The 14,797-nt window shown below is 67.6% G+C and carries 15 protein-coding genes; 6 read left to right on the forward strand and 9 right to left on the reverse strand.

Annotation, left to right across the window (positions count from 1 at the left end):
• The first annotated feature begins 13 nt into the window (after window positions 1-13).
• From AB4Y79_RS19415 to AB4Y79_RS19430, 4 genes are all read left to right on the forward strand, one after another.
• Complete coding sequence (locus tag AB4Y79_RS19415) at window positions 14-1,090, forward strand: L-idonate 5-dehydrogenase (RefSeq protein ID WP_441865470.1); 1,077 nt, start codon at window positions 14-16, stop codon at window positions 1,088-1,090.
• On the forward strand, window positions 1,087-1,641 hold the full coding sequence (locus AB4Y79_RS19420) for a gluconokinase (RefSeq protein ID WP_441865350.1): 555 nt from the start codon (window positions 1,087-1,089) through the stop codon (window positions 1,639-1,641). Before AB4Y79_RS19415 ends, AB4Y79_RS19420 begins: the two co-directional genes overlap by 4 nt.
• 101 nt (window positions 1,642-1,742) lie before the next feature.
• Window positions 1,743-2,339, forward strand: a complete 597-nt coding sequence (locus AB4Y79_RS19425; RefSeq protein WP_441865353.1) for a TetR/AcrR family transcriptional regulator — start codon at window positions 1,743-1,745, stop codon at window positions 2,337-2,339.
• Window positions 2,336-3,388 carry a DMT family transporter gene (locus AB4Y79_RS19430; protein WP_441865355.1) on the forward strand — a complete coding sequence of 351 codons (1,053 nt, stop codon included), beginning with the start codon at window positions 2,336-2,338 and terminating at the stop codon, window positions 3,386-3,388. Before AB4Y79_RS19425 ends, AB4Y79_RS19430 begins: the two co-directional genes overlap by 4 nt.
• Here AB4Y79_RS19430 and AB4Y79_RS19435 read toward each other — a convergent pair.
• From AB4Y79_RS19435 to AB4Y79_RS19445, 3 genes are all read right to left on the reverse strand, one after another.
• A complete protein-coding gene (locus AB4Y79_RS19435; protein ID WP_441865358.1) occupies window positions 3,299-3,595 on the reverse strand; it encodes a DUF3040 domain-containing protein in 297 nt (98 codons plus the stop codon). The genes AB4Y79_RS19430 and AB4Y79_RS19435 overlap by 90 nt on opposite strands.
• 91 nt (window positions 3,596-3,686) lie before the next feature.
• The gene (locus tag AB4Y79_RS19440; RefSeq protein WP_441865360.1) at window positions 3,687-4,211 is read right to left on the reverse strand and encodes a DUF488 domain-containing protein; all 525 of its coding nucleotides are present in this window, start codon (window positions 4,209-4,211) and stop codon (window positions 3,687-3,689) included.
• Window positions 4,212-4,326: 115 nt separating this feature from the next.
• Window positions 4,327-5,373: an aldo/keto reductase gene (locus AB4Y79_RS19445; protein ID WP_441865362.1), complete on the reverse strand. Its 1,047-nt coding sequence runs from the start codon at window positions 5,371-5,373 to the stop codon at window positions 4,327-4,329.
• Window positions 5,374-5,656: 283 nt separating this feature from the next.
• On the opposite strand from AB4Y79_RS19445, the gene malQ reads away from it, so the two are divergent.
• A complete protein-coding gene (malQ, locus tag AB4Y79_RS19450) occupies window positions 5,657-7,867 on the forward strand; it encodes a 4-alpha-glucanotransferase (RefSeq protein WP_441865365.1) in 2,211 nt (736 codons plus the stop codon).
• A gap of 262 nt (window positions 7,868-8,129) precedes the next feature.
• Entirely contained in the window at window positions 8,130-8,972 is an 843-nt protein-coding gene (locus AB4Y79_RS19455; RefSeq protein ID WP_441865367.1) for a putative protein N(5)-glutamine methyltransferase, read from the forward strand.
• A gap of 157 nt (window positions 8,973-9,129) precedes the next feature.
• Here the strand turns inward: AB4Y79_RS19455 and AB4Y79_RS19460 are convergent, their stop codons facing one another.
• The 6 genes from AB4Y79_RS19460 to AB4Y79_RS19485 form a co-directional block, all read right to left on the reverse strand.
• Window positions 9,130-9,525, reverse strand: coding sequence for a YtxH domain-containing protein (locus AB4Y79_RS19460; RefSeq protein WP_441865370.1), 396 nt, complete (start codon window positions 9,523-9,525; stop codon window positions 9,130-9,132).
• 126 nt (window positions 9,526-9,651) lie between these two features.
• Window positions 9,652-9,918 carry a GlsB/YeaQ/YmgE family stress response membrane protein gene (locus tag AB4Y79_RS19465; protein WP_308928877.1) on the reverse strand — a complete coding sequence of 89 codons (267 nt, stop codon included), beginning with the start codon at window positions 9,916-9,918 and terminating at the stop codon, window positions 9,652-9,654.
• A 132-nt stretch (window positions 9,919-10,050) separates the two neighbouring features.
• Window positions 10,051-10,884, reverse strand: coding sequence for an aldo/keto reductase (locus tag AB4Y79_RS19470; protein ID WP_441865373.1), 834 nt, complete (start codon window positions 10,882-10,884; stop codon window positions 10,051-10,053).
• An 80-nt stretch (window positions 10,885-10,964) separates the two neighbouring features.
• Complete coding sequence (locus AB4Y79_RS19475) at window positions 10,965-11,882, reverse strand: alpha/beta fold hydrolase (RefSeq protein WP_441865376.1); 918 nt, start codon at window positions 11,880-11,882, stop codon at window positions 10,965-10,967.
• Between the two features lie 74 nt (window positions 11,883-11,956).
• Window positions 11,957-13,513, reverse strand: a complete 1,557-nt coding sequence (locus AB4Y79_RS19480; RefSeq protein WP_441865378.1) for a long-chain-fatty-acid--CoA ligase — start codon at window positions 13,511-13,513, stop codon at window positions 11,957-11,959.
• A 40-nt stretch (window positions 13,514-13,553) separates the two neighbouring features.
• Complete coding sequence (locus AB4Y79_RS19485; protein WP_441865381.1) at window positions 13,554-14,750, reverse strand: acetyl-CoA C-acetyltransferase; 1,197 nt, start codon at window positions 14,748-14,750, stop codon at window positions 13,554-13,556.
• Window positions 14,751-14,797 lie beyond the last annotated feature (47 nt).

Consider the following 14,797-nt stretch of genomic DNA (forward strand, 5'->3'; position numbering starts at 1 on the left):
CGGTGGTGGTTTGATGGCAACGCCCCTTGACCTTGAATTGCCGGCCACGGGTCCGGCGCTGGTGGCCCATGCCGCCGGTGACCTGCGGATCGATGAGGTCCCGCTGCCCCGGCCGGCAGCAGACGAAGCGGTGGTGGAGGTGGCGTTCGGCGGGATTTGTGGTTCGGACCTGCATTACTGGCTACACGGTGCGGCGGGGGAGTCGATCCTGAAGGCGCCGCTGGTCCTGGGCCACGAAATTTCCGGGACGGTGGTGCGGGCCGCGGCCAACGGGGCAGGCCCGGTGGCCGGGACCGCCGTCGCCGTCCACCCCGCCACGCCGGGTCCCGGCGCGGCGCGGTATCCGGCGGACCGGCCCAACCTGTCCCCGGGGTGCACGTACCTGGGCAGCGCCGCCCGCTACCCGCATACCGATGGGGCGTTCAGCCGGTACGTGAACCTCCCGGTGCGGATGCTCCGGGCCCTGCCGGCGGGACTGGACCTGCGGACCGCAGCATTGATCGAGCCGGCGTCCGTGGCCTGGCACGCGGTGTCCAGGGCCGGGGACGTGGCGGGCAAGACGGCGCTTGTAGTCGGTTCCGGTCCCATCGGCGCCCTCGCCGTCGCAGTCCTGAAGCGGGCCGGCGCCGCCCGGGTCACCGCCGTCGACCTGCACCCCAAACCCCTTCAGATCGCCCGCGCCGTCGGGGCCGATGAGGTGATCAACGCCGCGGACACCGCAGCGATCGCCGCCGTGGAGGCCGACGTCGTGATCGAATCCTCCGGCAACCACCACGGCCTGGCCTCAGCCATCACCGGCGCGGTCCGCGGCGGGACCGTGGTCATGGTCGGGCTGCTGCCCACCGGCATGCAGCCGGTCCCCATCTCCCTGGCCATCACCCGCGAACTCGACCTCAAAGGCTCCTTCCGCTTCAACGACGAAATCGACCAGGTCATCACCGCCCTCGCGGACGGTTCCCTGCACATCGAGCCCGTCATCACCCACGAATACCCCCTCACCCAGGCACTGCAGGCCTTCGAAACCGCCAAGGACTCCACCAGCTCGGGCAAGGTGCTTCTGAGCTTCGGCGATGCGGGGCAGATCCAATGAGCGGCCATCTGCCTCCGCTGGTGGTGATGGGAGTCTCCGGCTGCGGGAAGTCCACCGTTGGCGCCCTTTTGGGCCGGCGGCTCGGCATGCCCTTCCTCGACGGCGACGACTTCCACCCCGCAGCCAACAAGGAGAAGATGGGCGCCGGGATTCCGCTCACCGACAGCGACCGGGAACCATGGCTCGCCCGCCTGGGGCAGTTGCTTGCGGGAACGGACGACGACGGTACGGCAGTTGCGCCGATCGTCGCCTGTTCGGCACTCAAGCGCCGTTACCGGGACCTGCTGCGCAGCGCAGCGCCGGAGGTTGTCTTCATCCACCTCACCGGCACGGAGGCCACCATCGGCGCGAGGATGGATGCCCGTGCCCACGAGTTCATGCCGCGAACCCTGCTGGAATCCCAGTTCGCGGCGCTTGAGCAGCTGGAAGAGGATGAGGCGCACGTCCTGGCCGACATCACCCAGCCGCCGGAACTCCTGGTGGAATCGCTGGCCTCGCAGCTCAAAGCCCTGTCCGCCCGGGCCGAACTCAAGGCCACGTCCGGGGGCTGAAGCAGCATCCACAGCAGCCCGCACTGCTTGGACCACAAGAGCGTTTCCGTCGGAGTGGAGGTAGGTAGACTGGTCTACCTACCTCCACCGCAAGGAGCCCCATGCCTGCATCCAGCATCCCGGCACCCGCCCGCCGCCCCGCCAGGGAACTGCTGCTCGACGCGGCCGCGCGCCTCTTCTATGCCCGCGGCGTGGCGGCCACCGGGATTGACACGATCACCGCCGAGGCCGGCGTGGCCAAGAAGAGCCTTTACAACAACTTCACGTCCAAGGCGGACCTGGTGGACGCCTACCTGCAAGCACGGCACGAGGAATGGCTGGGCCTCTACCGCAGCCGGCTGGAAGGTGCCGTCACCCCGGCGGAGCAGGCACTGGCGGTTTTCGACGCGTACCTGGACCACGCAAACGCCGCCTACCAGCATGGGTTCCGCGGGTGCGGGCTGCTCAACGCTGCGGCTGAACTGCCCACGGGAGATCCTGGCCGGGCGGCTGTACGTCAGCACAAAGAGGAAGTGCAGGACCTCCTGGCCCGGCACGTCACGGCACTGTTGCCCGGGCGTGAAAGCCAGGTGCCCGCCGTTGCCGCCCACTTGGCGTTCTTGCTTGAGGGAGCCATGGCCAGGGCGGGCCTGGAGGGCGGCGACGCGCCGCTGCGGCAAGCCCGTACCATCGCCGCGCAGCTGTTGGATGCACTGTGAACACCATTCCACGCCACCCGAAAGCGCAGCTCTGGGGAACCTTGTCCGTGGTGGCGGCGTCCGTCCTTTGGGGGACCACCGGGACGGCCGCCACGTTCGCGCCGGGCGTGAGTCCCCTGGCCATCGGCGCGGTGGCCATGGGGGCGGGCGGGTTGCTGCAGGCTCTGTACGCCGCACGGCATATTGCCAACCAGCCAGGCGGCCTGCTGCGTCGGTGGCGCCTGGTGCTGCTGGGGGCCGCGGCGGTGGCTGTCTACCCACTGGCCTTCTACAGCTCAATGCACCTCTCCGGCGTGGCCGTGGGAACGGTAGTCTCCATCGGCTCGGCGCCCATCGCGGCGGCACTCATCGAGCGGGCAGCGGACAGGAATCCGCTGCGCCGGCGGTGGATTGCCGGCGCGCTGCTGGGGATTGGTGGAGCGGCGCTGCTGTCCTTTGCAGGGCACGCCCCGGCCGGATCCGCGGCCGCCCCGGATTCCTGGACCACCATGGCGGGAGTCCTCCTGGGACTGCTGGCCGGCAGCACCTACGCCCTCTATTCATGGGCAGCTCACCGCGTGATCGGCGGCGGGGTCACGCCCAGGGCCGCCATGGGCACAGTCTTTGGCCTGGGCGGGCTCCTCCTAATGCCGGTCCTCGCCGTCACAGGCGGCCCGCTGCTGGCGTCCTGGACCACCATCAGTGTCGGGGCCTATATGGCGGTTGTGCCGATGTTCGCCGGCTATCTCCTGTTCGGCTGGGGCCTGGCCAGGGTGGGCGCGAGTACGGCCACCAGTATCTCGCTGCTCGAAACGGTGGTGGCTGCCGTGCTGGCGGTACTTGTGGTGGGGGAGAGGCTTCCGCCTCTCGGCTGGCTTGGCGCTGCCGCGGTCCTGGCCAGTCTGTTCATCCTGGCGCCGCGGCCACGCGCGGTACCAGGCGCACCCGCCATCACCGGTCCACAATTAGCGGCGGTGCCGTCAGGCGGTGGGCTGCCGCCGCGTGCTCCGGTTCAGCCCGATCGGGCCCAGCAACAGGCAGGCGCCCAACCCCAGCAGCAGAATTCCTAGCACTACCGCGCCGGGGGCCGGCAGTCCTGCCCCCGCCAGGATGAGCACCAAGCCGATCACGGCTGCTGCCAACCCGGGGAAAAGGCCGGTGGGGAAACGGCGCGCTGGATAGCCGGACAGCAGTTCCATGGCCAGATGGGGATCGTCCGCGATCAGCCCCAGTTCCAGCTCCTTGAGCAGGCGTCGCTCCTCATCGGACATTGGCATGGCAGCCCCTGTATTCCCTGGGAGGCGGTTCCGGTATCGACCGTAGGAGTCTTCTACCGCTTAGTCAATAGCCCGGCCACCCGGGCGGCGGTCACTCCAGGACGTCGTAGCGCAGCTCATTGCCCAGCACCCGCACGCCCTTGGTGGGAACGTGCGGTACCGCCTTGTCCGGCGGCATCAGGTGTTCAACCGGCACGTTGGCCAGCAGGACGCAGTGGTCTGAGATCAGCCTGCGGTGGCAGCGCCACCACAGCGTTTCGCTGCACATGATCGCCGTCTGGACGGCCTGGGAGCCGGTTACCAGTTCCTCGACAGCTGCGGCGAAGTCTTCGCTGCGCATGTAGGCGGCATAGGCGCGGAAGGACTCATTGCGCAGGGCCGTGTCCGGGGAATCGGGAGGCAGTTTCCGGAAGCCGCCCAGCCGTCGCTCCCAGCGGTAGCCGATGCCGGCAGCAGGCAGCCAGTCGGCCATGCGATCCTTGCCGAAATGCGGATACTTGCGGCTGCCCGGCCCAATCCGGACATCCACCAGCGATTCCGTCCCGGCGGCGCGGAGCAGCTTGGTGAAATCCTCCTGGGACGCGGTGCCGTGACCTACGGTGAACAGGGCCTTCATCGAAGCCATCATAGGCACTGGACGGTGGAGCTCTGCCGGCGGAAATCAGAAGGCACGACGACGGTACCGGCCTTCACGGGGCGCGGCACCTGGGTGCGGGCCGGCCGGGAGCCCGCTACCGGCGTCGTAATTCCGCGAACTCGATGGACGGGACAATGGCGCCCGCGTCCCGCTCCACGAAGTTGGTGCCCGGTGGAACAAGTTCGTCGATGGCGTCCAGGACCGTCTCGCCCAGTTGGACGTCCGCGGCGCGGAGGTACGCCTGGAGGTGTTCCTCGCTGCGCGGGCCGATAATCACGCTGCTGACGGCGGGGTGGGTCAGGGCAAAGCCTACGGCCAGGTCAACCAGGGATATCTCCAGCTTGTCCGCCAGCCGGGCCAAAGAATCCGCGGCGAGCAGCTTCCGCTCACTCGACGGCCCGGAAATGTCGTACCGGCCTGGAAGCGTGTGCACCCGGGTGGGCGGCTTGCCTGAGTCCAGGACGAAGCTGCCGGAGAGCCAGCCGCCCGCCAGCGGGCCGTAAGCGAGGACGCCCAGGCCGTACTGCTGGGCGATGGGCAGCACGTCGCGTTCATTGCCACGGACCAGGAGCGAGTAGGGAACCTGGTTGCCCAGCGGTGGAATCAGGTGGTTGGTGGTGGCCAGCCACTGTGCCTCGACAAGCTGGGCCGGCGTAAACACCGAGGTGCCGTAGTAGAGGATCTTGCCCTGGCGGATCAGGTCGTTGAGGGTGGTGATGGTTTCCAGCACGTCGGTGTTGTAGTCGGGCCGGTGCGCCTGGTAGAGGTCGATGCGGTCCGTCTGCAGCCGGCGGAGGCTGCCCTCGACGGCCTGGGTGATCCAGCGGCGGGAGTTCCCCGAGTGTGCCGGATTGGGGCTCATCTGGCCGTGGAACTTGGTGGCCAGGAAGACGTCGTCGCGCCGGCCGCGCAGGGCACGGCCCACCACCTGTTCGGACTCGCCCTGCGAATAGACGTCGGCCGTATCAATGGCCGTGATGCCGGCATCAAGCGCCGCATGGATGATGCGGATGGCGTCATCCGCGCCGGTGGGGGCGCCCGGCGGGCCGCCGGTCCCCTCGCCAAAGTTCATGGTGCCCAGGGTGAGTGGGCTGATGGGGGTGCCCGACCGTCCGAACACCCGCAGTTCGCTAAGGCCCATCTCCGGTCTCCTCCATATGGTTGCCGCGCCGTGGATCGTCATGACGCTACACAGATTCCGCAGACCACCGCAGATTTCCGCCTTAGTCCTTCTCTTTTCTTCGCATGAAGTAACCGGAGGGCCCGGGATGACGTTTTGTGGCTTCGCCGACATCTGCGGTCCGGGTTTCGCCCCGGCTGCGCCCTGCAATAATCTGAACCAACGGTTGTGCACTGGGGTGTCAGCTCCCGGGGCAACAGGCAGCACTGTAAGTTCGGGACCATCACAGACGAGGCGGACACCCATGACGGCTTCAGACCAGCAGCACGCACCACGGCCATGCATGCCCGCAGACCCTCCCGCCGCCCAGGCGCCGGTGGATCCGCACCTGCTCCAGCAGTTGGCGGACGCGCACGGGGTTGGCACGACCTTCCAGGGGTGGGACGGGCTCCCGCACTCCGTTGCCGAATCGACGCTGATCAAGGTGCTCGCCGCCCTGGGTGTGCAAGCCGATACGAACCAGCACATCGAAGCTGCCCTGGCGGAGGCGGAACTGGCGCCATGGCGTCGGATGCTGCCGCCCGCCGTCGTCATTAAGCAGGGCGAGCCCGCCCAGGTCCCGGTCCACGTCCGGGACGGCGCCACGGCCCGGCTGACGGTCACGCTCGAAGGCGGCGCGGGCTCACTGGAGGCGGCCCAGGAGGACGTCTGGGTCCAGCCCCGGGACGTCGACGGCGTCCCGACCGGCCGTGCCACCTTTTCCCTGCCGCCGGACCTCCCCTTGGGCTGGCACACCCTGCACGCCGACGCCGAGGGCGCCACGGCCACCGCCACCTTGGTGGTGACGCCTGCGCGGCTGGACACGGCGGCACCGCTGGTGGAGCGCCGCGGTTGGGGCCTGGCCACGCAGCTGTATTCGGTCCGGTCCAAGCGGTCGTGGGGCATCGGCGATTTCGCGGACCTGGCGGACCTGGCAGCCATCAGCGGCGAGCGCGGGGCCGACTATGTGCTGGTCAATCCGCTGCATGCGGCTGAGCCGGTTCCGCCGGTCCAGCCCTCGCCCTACTCACCGTCCACGCGGCGGTTCTTCAACCCGCTGTACATCCGCATTGAGGCGGTTCCCGAGCTTGCCTACCTTCGGCCGCGGAAGCGGGCGGCGCTGGAAAAGCTGCACGAGGAAGTCGCCGGGCTGAACAGGGACGGTGCACGGCTGCACCGGGATGCTGTGTACGCGGCGAAGCTGCAGGCGCTTGAGATGCTATACCACACGCGGCGCTCGCCGGCCCGGCAGGCAGCGTTCGACGAGTTCTGCCGCATCTCCGGGAGCGGCCTGGATGATTTCGCGCTGTGGTCCGCCATCAGGGAGGACCTCGCGCCGGACGATCCGCTGTGGACGGACCCGGCCTGCGCCATCGGAACACGTGAGGCGGAGGCGCTGCGGGAGAAGCTCGCGGACCGGATCGGGTTCCACCGCTGGCTGCAGTGGATCTGCGACGAGCAGTTGGAGGAGGCCCAGCAGGCCGCGTTGCGCTCCGGGATGCGGCTCGGTGTGGTGCACGATCTCGCCGTGGGGGTGGACCACAGCAGTGCCGACGCGTGGACGCTCCGCGGCGTGCTGGCGCCGGCCACCAGTGTGGGTGCGCCGCCGGACATGTACAACCAGCAGGGCCAGGACTGGGGCCAGCCGCCATGGCACCCCACCCGGCTTGCCGAAACCGGCTACGAGCCGTTCCGCAACATGCTCGCCACCGTGCTCAGGCACGCCGGCGGTATCCGCGTTGACCACATCCTGGGCCTGTTCCGGCTGTGGTGGATCCCGCAGGGCAACGCGCCGGGGGACGGCGCCTATGTCCGGTACGACCATGAGGCGCTGATCGGCATCCTCGCCCTCGAAGCGCACCGCGCAGGTGCCGTGGTGATCGGGGAAGACCTGGGCACGTTCGAGCCATGGGTGCGCGACTACCTCGCCGCCCGCGGCATCCTCGGCACGTCCATTCTTTGGTTCGAGTACGACGGCGATTCGCCGCTTGCGCCGGAAAAGTACCGTACGCAGGCACTCGCCAGCGTCAACACCCACGACCTCCCGCCCACCGCCGGCTACCTCGCCGGGGACCACGTGGCGTTGCGGAGCCGTCTTGGCCTGCTGGAGCGCTCCGAGGAGGAAGAGCGGGCCGAACACAACGCGTCGCTGGAAAAGATGTTCGCCCTGCTGCGCGAACGGGGGTACCTCTCCGAGGTGGCTGCCGGTGGACAGTCGGCTGAGGAACACACCATCGAGGCGCTGCACCTCCTGCTGGCCCAGGCACCGTCGGTGCTGCTCGGCGTGGCCCTGGTGGATGCGGTGGGGGAGCGGCGGGTCCAGAACCAGCCCGGAACCACCGAGGCGCTGTACCCCAACTGGCAGGTTCCGTTGGGCGGCCCCGACGGCAAACCCCTCTACCTCGACGACCTTCCCGCAAACAAGAGGTTCAATGCGTTGCTCGCGGCGGTGGAAGGGGCCCTCCACGGGTCTTGAATGGTCGTCAAAGGGGTGTAGCTGCCGATTCAAAGAATATTGCTGGCTGTGCCGGAGGTCGTGGTTCCATCCTTCTGCCAGTTCGCCCCCGTTTCCGTGAACCGGGCGGGCCGTTAGCATGGGATTCCGGCCATGGCAGAAGGGGCGCGGGTGCCGTTTCTGCCGTTTCGGATGTCCAAGCATGGCCCGTTTGGAGCTTTTGGTCCCTGGCTGCTGGCTGGCCACGGTGCGGGTTGCCGCCGGTTCACTGAGAGGCGTTCATATGCCAGTTCCTGAATCAAGCGCTGTTGACAGCCACCCCACTGCGGCCTTCGACCACATCGTGACGCTCCTGCGCTCGGCTGGCTGCGTTTTCGCTGAGGAGGAGGCCCGGCTGCTGCTGTCGGAAGCCACCGGGCCTGCGGAACTCGCCCTTAATGTCCAGCGCCGCGCTGCGGGGATGCCGCTGGAATACGTCCTCGGCTGGGCGGAGTTCGCCGGCCGGCGAATTCGTGTTGAGGCGGGCGTCTTCGTCCCGCGGCGCCGCACTGAACTGCTGGTCTGCCAGGCTGTGGCGCTGCTGTCCACCAGCCCGTCTGCGGAACCTCCGGTTGTCGTCGACCTGTGCTGCGGGTCCGGCGCCGTGGGAGCGGCTATGATTCGAGCGCTGCCCGGAGTGGACCTGCATGCCGCTGACATCGACGCCACAGCCGTGGAGTGCGCGCGGCGGAATATCGAACCACTCGGCGGCAGCGTTCATCGTGGCGATTTGTTCGAGGCGCTCCCATCGACGCTGCGCGGCCGGGTCAGGCTGCTGGCTGTCAACGCCCCATATGTTCCCACCGAAGCCATCAGGACCATGCCGCCCGAAGCCCGGCTGTACGAGCCGGCGATCTCGTTGGACGGCGGCGCGGACGGACTGGACTTCCATCGACGCGTTGCCGCCGGATCCATCGAGTGGCTCGCCCCCGGGGGGCACCTGCTCATCGAGACCAGTGAACGGCAGGCGGCCGGAACTTCTGCCATCATGGCCGCGGCCGGGTTCCGGACAGAGACCGTCCGTTCGGAGGACCTGGACGCGACGGTGGTTGTGGGCCGTGTACCGCCGGGGATCGGCAAGGACTAAGCCAGGGGAAGGCCAGCGTCACCTGCTTAAGACAATGCTGGCCGCCGCGTCCCCCAAGGATCGCGACGGCCAGCAAAGCGATTCAGTTGTAGCACAAGACTGGTCAAGTCCGCTTGTCACGCGGCTGAAGCACGTAACCAAGGGCGCGGACCAGGAGTCAGGCTTTTCCTCCGGCCCCGTCCGAGGTACCAAGGTTGGTGGTCTCCGGGTGGGTGCTGTGTGCGGGGATGTGGTCCTCGCCCAGCCCTGCCGCGTCACCAGTTGGGGATGTACCGGCGGCGGAGGACTTGCTCCCGCCGGACGTCCCGTCCCGGTGCATTGCAGAGCCGATCACGGTGCCTGCCCTGCGGGCGGCTTCGCCCAGTTGGTCGGCCACTTCGGGCGCCTTTTCCTTGACGGCCTCCGTTGCCACGGCCACCTTGTCCTGGACGGGCTTGCTGTCCCAAATACCGGCCGCTCGGGCCTTCAGCTTGTCGTAAGCTGCACGGCCCGACCGCGAGCCGAGAACGTAGCCGATGGCGACGCCCACACCTAAAAGAAGCTTGTTTTTCACGATGAACTCCTGCTCTGCGAGAAGGTTGTCAGTTCCGGCCCGGCCAGCGCTTGCCCGTTACCGGAGAAAATGAAAGCCGACTTGGGGAGGGTGTCCCCAAGCCGGCTTCCTGGCTTGCCCGTGCAGTTAGCCGCGGGCGCTGCGCCTGGTGACCATGCCGTAAATGGCAAGGACGATCAGCGAGCCGACGATCGCCAGCAGCCAGGTCTGGATGGAGAAGAACTCCTGCAGTCCACTGCCGAAGATCATTCCGCCCAGCCAGCCGCCGAGGAGCGCGCCAACAACGCCCAGGATCAAGGTGATGACCCAGCCGCCACCCTGCCTGCCCGGGAGGATCGCCTTAGCGATCGCACCAGCGATAAGTCCGAGAATCAGAAATGCAATAAATCCCATTTGTCGCTCTCTTCCTACGTAGAGGAGGCCTCCGGGTCCCGGAGGCACTTCATCCTTCTGGCTCAATAGTAATCATGCTTACTATCTTTTTGCCAACCCCGTTCGTCGAAAAAAGTGCACTTCAGGCTGATTTTAGTGCCCGGTTTTGTCGGAATCGTTGCCAGCGCCGGGACCGTCGTCCAGGACTGAAAGTTCCGCTAGATCCTGCGGGTCCAGGGCGAAATCGAACACATCCAAATTCTCCTGCATCCGCTCCGGAGAAGAGGTCTTGGGAATCGTTACCAATCCGTTTTGTATGTGCCACCGCAGAACCAGTTGGCCAGGGGATTTTCCGTGTTTTTCAGCGAGCTGCGCCAGGATGGGCGCGCCCAGCAAACCCGCGCCCTGCCCGCCCAGTGGACTGTAGGATTCCGTGACGATCCCGTGCGCGGCATGGAACTCGCGCTCCGCGGTCCGGGTAATCGCGGGGTTGAGCTGGACCTGGTTGACCGCCGGCACCACATCCGTCTCTGCCATCAGGCGCTCCAGGTGGGCCGGCTTGAAGTTGGACACCCCGATGGACCGGACCTTTCCCTCGGCCTGGAGCCGTTCAAACGTCTGCCAGGTGGAAACGTATTGGTCCCTGCCAGGCAGCGGCCAGTGGATCAGCAGCAGGTCCACATAATCCAGCCCCAGACGCTTCAGGGACCCCTCCAGCCCCGCAACGGCGCGGTCGTGGCCTTGGAATTCACCGTCCAGCTTGGTGGTGACGAAGAGTTCGCTGCGGTCCAGGCCAGTGGCCCGGATGCCGTTGCCCACACCACGTTCGTTGCCGTACTTCACCGCGGTATCAATGTGCCGGTACCCGGCTTCCACGGCCTGCACGACGGCGGCCGCCACCTGATCGTCGTCCAGCGGCCAGGTGCCTAAACCGAGTTGGGGGATGCTGTTGCCGTCGTTGAGGGGGATGAGCGGTGCAAGTGTCATTCCCCCAGTCTCCCTTGTAGCGGCCGTCCTGGCTCGCGGGAGGGCGGAGAATCTTTCGGCCTCCCTGAGGGGGCGGCAATTCAACGCGCCTTGAGGTCCTCCTGCGCCAACATGTCCTTGACGACGGCGGCAACCCTGGCCGCCCCGGCGCCTCCCATGACAATGGTGTAATGGTTGACGCCAGGAATCAGCTCTGCCCTCTTCAACGGCTGGCCATGCAGGTGCGTTTCCACGATTTCCTGCGTGTAAAGGCCGGGGGATTCATCGCGAAGTCCTCGCGGCGCCCACAACAGCACGGTGGCGTGGCGCAGGTTATCCAGCGCACGGCGGACTGATTCCCCTGCCAGGAGGTCCCTGGAGTCCTCGCTCATGGCTTCCACGACGGTCGATGGGTGAAGGTCTGGAGCTTCACCCATCAGGTCGTAGCGCGCATAGGCTTCCACGTCGGTGTTCCAGTCTGCTGCGAAGGCGGGATGATTTCGCCAGAAATCCAAGTAGGTTTCGTGGTCCGGGAACGTCATGGACAGCCGGGCGGCGGCCGGCCCGAGGATCGCCTGGATGGCTTGGTCCACGGTGACGCCGGCGGGTACGGGAAGGGGCAGCCCGCCGTCGACCAGGACGAGCGAGCTGATCCGGTCGGGATGGAGGTGTGCAAACACCTCGGCCACGAACGCTCCCATGGAATGCCCCAACACCAGGACCTGCCTGGCCGAGACCGCGTCGAGGACGTCAGCCAGGTCCTGGGCGTGCGACGCCATGCCGTAGGGGCCGGGCAGGCTGTTGCTGTGTCCGCGTCCTCGCAAGTCGGGCGCAATGATGCGGACGCCGGGGAGCGCGTCGGCCAGGACCGCCCACTGCATGTGCGAGGACGTCACCCCGTGCACGGCAAGAACGGTGGGCGCCCCGGCATCAGGTGACCCCCAGACCGCGGTACGGAGGAGGCCGCCCCGGACCGGAACGTCAATGGTGGTGTACTCGTTACGGCTGGGCGCGGTCACGGGCCGGGTCCCTTCGGGAGATCGGAACGGTGGGGTTTGTCGAGGCTGGCACGATTCGGCCCTGGAAATTACACCTAGGCCGGGTCCTCGGCCAGTTTCCGCTTGAGGATCTTTCCACTCGGTCCGAGCGGGAGCTCGGACAGGATCCTTACTACGCGCGGGTACTTGTAGGCCGCAAGCCGGGTACTGGCGAACTCAATCAGCTCGGCCTCCGTGAGGGTGGCCCCCGCGTCCAGCACAATCGCTGCCGCGACCTCCTGTCCATGGACGTCGTCCGGAATGCCGTAGACGGCGGCGCTGACCACTGCCGGGTGCGTCAGCAGGACTTCCTCGACTTCCCGCGGGTAGACGTTGTAGCCGTTGCGGATGATCATGTCTTTCTTGCGGTCCACGATGGTGAGGTAGCCGTCGTCGTCCTTTGTCCCAAGGTCCCCGCTGCGGAACCAGCCGTCCACCATGGCTTCTGCCGTGGCCTCCGGGCGGTTGAGGTAGCCCTTCATCAGCAGGTGTCCGCGGATGACGAGTTCGCCGAGCTCACCGCTGGGCAGCAGCTCGATTCTCTCTACCACCTCCGGCCGGGCGATTTCGATATCAACTCCCCAGATCGGGACCCCGATGGTTCCAGGCCGCGGCGCGGTGCCCACGTGGTTGAACGCCGCCACGGGTGAGGTCTCCGTGAGGCCGTAGCCCTCATGGATTTCCACGCCGAAGACGTCCCGGAACCTGTCCATTATGGCCAGCGGAAGCGATGCTCCGCCGGAGATGCCGTACCGCAGGGAGGCCGGCCGGTCCGGCACCGTCTTGGCAGCTTCCAGGAGCGCCACGTACATGGTGGGCACGCCTAGGAAGATGTTCACGTCGTGCTTCGCCAGCAGCTTCAGGGCATCTGCGCCGGTAAAGCGTGGCATCAGGACGATCGTGGCGCCGGCGCGGAGCCCGGTGTTGAGGACCACCGTCTGGCCGAAGGTGTGGAAGAGCGGCAGTCCACCGAACAGGACATCGCCGGGCTTGAAGTCCATCACGCTGGTCAGCAGGACGCTGGTTTGTTCCACCAGGGCGAAGTGCGTGCCCAGCGCCCCCTTCGGCTTGCCCGTGGTGCCCGAGGTGTAAAGAATCGTGGCCGTGTCCGAGGGGCGGCACGGTTCGTAGGTCCGGATCGGCTCTGCGGCGGCGGCCTCCGTCTCCAGCCGGGGGAACCCGTCGTCGTCCGGGGCCAGCACCGTCAAGACGTCCACTCCGCTGGCCGCGGCGCCTGCCGCGCCCTCAGCCAGGAGCGGGGCCGCGCAGATCAGCAGCCCGGCCCCGCTGTCCTGCAGGACATATTCGATCTCGCGGGCCTTGAGCAGGGCGTGCACAGGGACAACGACGGCGCCCAGGGACAGGATGGCGTAGTACACCCGCGCGAAGTCCGGAACGTTGGGAATCAGGACGGCGACGGCGTCTCCCGGGCCTACGCCGCGCGCCCGCAAGGCCCCGGCGTACGTGCGGGTCTGGTTCCACAGGTCGCGGTAGCTGACCTGGTCCTCACCGACGAGGAGGGCGATGCTGTCCGGAGTCCGGTGTGCCGATTCGGCCAGGATGGCTGCGACGGAGATGGTGGCGAAGCCGTCGGCGGAGTTGGTGTTGTTCATGGCCTGCTTCTTTGGTGGGAGGGTCACGCTGGTGGGAGGGTCAAACTTTGAGAATGAGGGCGTCGCCTTGGCCGCCGCCCCCGCAGAGGGCTACGACGCCGGTGCCTCCGCCGCGGCGTTTCAGCGCCAGCGCCTGGTGCAGCACCAGGCGGGCGCCAGAGGCACCGACGGGGTGGCCCAGGGCAATCGCGCCGCCTTCCGCGTTCACGGTTCCGGTGTCGATGCCAAGATCGTTCGCGGACTGGATCAGGACCGACGCGAAGGCCTCGTTGATTTCCACCAGGTCCAGGTCCTGCATGCTGAGGCCTTCATTCTTGAGGGCGCGCTCGATGGCCCGGGCGGGCTGGGAGTGCAGCGATCCGTCCGGTCCGGCAGTCTGGCCGTGCGCGCCGATCTCGGCGATCCACTCCAGCCCGGCGGCAATGGCGGCGGCCTTGCTGGCAATCACCAGCGCCGCGGCACCGTCGGACAGGGGGGACGCCGAGCCGGCGGTGATGGTGGCTGCGGCATCCTTTGAGAACGCGGGCCGGAGCTGCGCCAGCGATTCCGCGGTGGTTTCCGGCCGGATGCCCTCGTCGTGCTCAAGGGTCACGGCGGGGCCTTTGCGCTGCGGCACCTGGATCGGTGCGATTTCCTCCGCGAGCACGCCGGCGGTGCGGGCCGCTTCGGCGCGCTGGTGGGAGCGGGCGGCCACAGCGTCCTGCTCGGCACGGGTGATGCCGCGCTCGGCGTTTCCGGCGTCGGTTGACTCGCCCATCAGCTTTCCGCTCACCGGGTCCTGGAGCCCGTCGTGGTTCAGGGAGTCGAGCATGGGGGCATCGCCGATGACGACGCCGGCGCGAAGCCCGGGGACCAGGTGCGGTGCGTTGGTCATCGATTCCTGGCCGGCAGCGACGATAAAGTCCGCTTCGCCGGTGCGGATCATCCGGGCGGCGTCAATGACTGCCGTCAGCCCGGACAGGCAGAGCTTGTTGATGGTGATGGTGGGAACGTCCCAGCCGATGCCGGCGGCCAGGCTGGCCTGCCGTGCAGGGCCCTGGCCGGCGCCGGCCTGGATCACCTGCCCCACGATGACGGCATCGATTTGCTCCGGGGCCACGCCGGTCCGTTCCAGCGCTGCCCGGATCGCGTGGGCGCCCAGCTCGCTCGACGAAAACGGCGTGAGGCCGCCACGGAACCTGCCGAAGGGCGTCCGGGCGCCGCCGAGGATGACGGGGATGTTGGCGTTCTGGTTCAAGAACAGTCCTTTCGGGAAGAGGGGCGGCCAAAGTCAGGCGGTAGGGC

This window comes from Pseudarthrobacter sp. YAF2 (genome assembly GCF_052113345.1).
In the GTDB taxonomy this organism is placed as follows: Bacteria; Actinomycetota; Actinomycetes; order Actinomycetales; family Micrococcaceae; genus Arthrobacter.

What these genes read in the sequence shown, in the direction of transcription:
- AB4Y79_RS19415 (WP_441865470.1), top strand. Translation starts at nt 14, where the DNA reads ATGGCAACGCCCCTTGACCTTGAATTGCCGGCCACGGGTCCGGCGCTG.
- AB4Y79_RS19420 (WP_441865350.1), top strand. Translation starts at nt 1,087, where the DNA reads ATGAGCGGCCATCTGCCTCCGCTGGTGGTGATGGGAGTCTCCGGCTGC.
- AB4Y79_RS19425 (WP_441865353.1), top strand. Translation starts at nt 1,743, where the DNA reads ATGCCTGCATCCAGCATCCCGGCACCCGCCCGCCGCCCCGCCAGGGAA.
- AB4Y79_RS19435 (WP_441865358.1), bottom strand. Translation starts at nt 3,595, where the DNA reads ATGCCAATGTCCGATGAGGAGCGACGCCTGCTCAAGGAGCTGGAACTG.
- AB4Y79_RS19440 (WP_441865360.1), bottom strand. Translation starts at nt 4,211, where the DNA reads ATGAAGGCCCTGTTCACCGTAGGTCACGGCACCGCGTCCCAGGAGGAT.
- AB4Y79_RS19445 (WP_441865362.1), bottom strand. Translation starts at nt 5,373, where the DNA reads ATGGGCCTTAGCGAACTGCGGGTGTTCGGACGGTCGGGCACCCCCATC.
- malQ (WP_441865365.1), top strand. Translation starts at nt 5,657, where the DNA reads ATGACGGCTTCAGACCAGCAGCACGCACCACGGCCATGCATGCCCGCA.
- AB4Y79_RS19455 (WP_441865367.1), top strand. Translation starts at nt 8,130, where the DNA reads ATGCCAGTTCCTGAATCAAGCGCTGTTGACAGCCACCCCACTGCGGCC.
- AB4Y79_RS19465 (WP_308928877.1), bottom strand. Translation starts at nt 9,918, where the DNA reads ATGGGATTTATTGCATTTCTGATTCTCGGACTTATCGCTGGTGCGATC.
- AB4Y79_RS19470 (WP_441865373.1), bottom strand. Translation starts at nt 10,884, where the DNA reads ATGACACTTGCACCGCTCATCCCCCTCAACGACGGCAACAGCATCCCC.
- AB4Y79_RS19480 (WP_441865378.1), bottom strand. Translation starts at nt 13,513, where the DNA reads ATGAACAACACCAACTCCGCCGACGGCTTCGCCACCATCTCCGTCGCA.